Below are 2090 nucleotides of genomic sequence, written 5' to 3' on the forward strand. Positions count from 1 at the left end.
GCCGCCAGCACCTCGTTCAGTTCGGTGACGCTGAAGGTGCCGTCCGGCAGCAGCTCGTTGAGGCTGGCGAAGTTGCGCCGGGCCGCGAACGGGTTGTCGAGCGCAGAGCGGTAGTAGGTCGAGGGGATTTTCTTCAGGAAGTGCCTGAAGATGTCCTCGAAGCTCAGCTCGCCGCTGCAGGTCAGCTTCAACGAAAGATAGCCGGCCTGCCCGGCGATCTTCTCGATCGCATTGGCGACGGAGGTCTTTCCACGACCACGGTCGCCATAGAGGATGACATGTGCCCGCTCCTCCTCGATAGCCGAGATGATGCGGCGCAGCGTGTCGTTGCGGCCGATGAACAGGCCGTTCAACTGCTGCTTCGGCCGGGTCGGGGTGAAGGCTTCGCGCAGAAGACCGTTCAACTCCGGCGTCAGCCCCTTCAGCATGGCCGGCGCATTGGCGCCGCTATTGGCTCCCATGCCGCCGCGATAACCGCCATTGACCGACATGGTGAAGCGCGGCAGGTCATGCTCGCTGTCGGCATGCTGCCCGCCCGGCTGCGGGAACATGTGGCCGCGGCGGTCGCTGGTGGCCTCGTTGTCGATGATGTCGGGCAGACGCGACACCGCAGGACCGCCCATCGCTTCGAACCCAGCCCGCCCGCCTATGGTGCTCTCCACCGGGCGTAGATGAGTCCCGGCCGGCCGGGCAAATCCCGGCGCATTGGAAAAGCCACCGGCGCCTGAGTTGCCCATTCCCGGTCCCGCCACGCCAGGTCCGGCCACGCCCGGGCCAGCGCCGAGTTGCCCTGAACCGGGACCGGTGATGCCCTGACCGCCGCCAAGACCATTGCCCGGCCCGCCACCGCCAGCAGCCGGCATGCGCTCCTCAGCCACCGCGGCCGAGCGACGCTTTCGAAAGAAGTTCCGCATCCGTCCCAATCCCCACGCGTTGTCGGCGTTCGCGGAACCGGCCCCCTTTCGGCTTCTCTGATGGGCCGAGGCCGGCTCCGCGTGTTCCCGATGTAAGCGCTGCGCCGGCCGGGGTGGGCTGGGATTTCGGATATAACACCGACGCGGCATTCCCCGTTCGGGGACCTATTTCGAAGGGATGCGGCCCCGGAAATCCCCAGGCCATCCTCAGCCGATCAGAATCGGCCCGATCGTGGCCCAGCCATAGAGCACCGCCAGGAACATGGCGAGGGTCATGCATTCACGCAGAAAAGCCAGAACAGACATGCCAACCTCCGTTGTTCGTGTCTTGTTCCTCCAGACCTACCAGAACGTAAGCAGAACATCAACCGTCAAGTTCTTTATATGTTCCTGTTGTGGACTCAAGCGTTCCATTCCGGACACAGACCGAACGGACAGTTTCCGAAAAACCGCGTGCCGTACAGGTGAAGCCCTCAGGCCTGATCCGCGTCGTCGTAGCGGATCAGATCGGTCCAGGCGCGTTCCAGCCGGCGCAGAGTGCGATAGGTGGTCTCGAAATCCGCACCGTCACTGTCGGTGCGCAGCAGGCTGTCGGCGCGCATCGCCTCCAACCTCTTCAGTGCATCGCAGGTGGCCAGCCCCTGATTGGACAGTTTGAGCCGGGCGGCACGCCGATCCCGCTGCGAGGGGCTGCGGTCGACATAGCCGACCTCGACCAGATGCTTCAGATTATATGAGGCATTGGAGCCCAGGTAATAGCCCCGCTCCAGGAGATCCCGGACCGACAGTTCCTCGGTGCCGATGTGCAGCAGCATCAGTGCCTGTGTCGGGCTGAGATCGGTTACCCCGATGCGGGCCAGTTCCATCCGGAGCACGTCAAGGAAGCGTCGGGTGATGCTCTCCATGACGCGGCCGAGATCGGTATAGACCGCAGGGGCCGCCACACTCTGCTGCATGCTCATCGTTCCTGTGCCTGTGGCTTGCAAAAGCCGTATTCCGGTCGACACGGCATTGCCGTGTTTGCCGACCGGCGGACGGGGGAAGCGATGCCCAGGCAGATGCCCGAACCCCTTCCCGCTGCCGCTTCTTAATGGCCTGTGACGATGGGCGGATTTTATTCGAATTGGAGAGACAAACTTGAAACGCGGTGGCTTTCGCAGCCTCGGTCCGGGCTGT

The 2090-nt window shown here is 63.8% G+C and carries 1 protein-coding gene and 1 pseudogene; both read right to left on the bottom strand.

All coding sequences use genetic code 11. The features are described 5' to 3' along the window. Positions 1-737 (bottom strand): annotated as a pseudogene (locus I71_RS07490) (ATP-binding protein); the annotation flags it as partial. A gap of 650 nt (positions 738-1387) precedes the next feature. Next, the gene (locus I71_RS07495; protein WP_375731177.1) at positions 1388-1870 is read right to left on the bottom strand and encodes a MarR family winged helix-turn-helix transcriptional regulator; all 483 of its coding nucleotides are present in this window, start codon (positions 1868-1870) and stop codon (positions 1388-1390) included. Positions 1871-2090 lie beyond the last annotated feature (220 nt).

This window comes from Azospirillum sp. B506, from assembly GCF_000333595.1.
GTDB lineage: Bacteria > Pseudomonadota > Alphaproteobacteria > Azospirillales > Azospirillaceae > Azospirillum.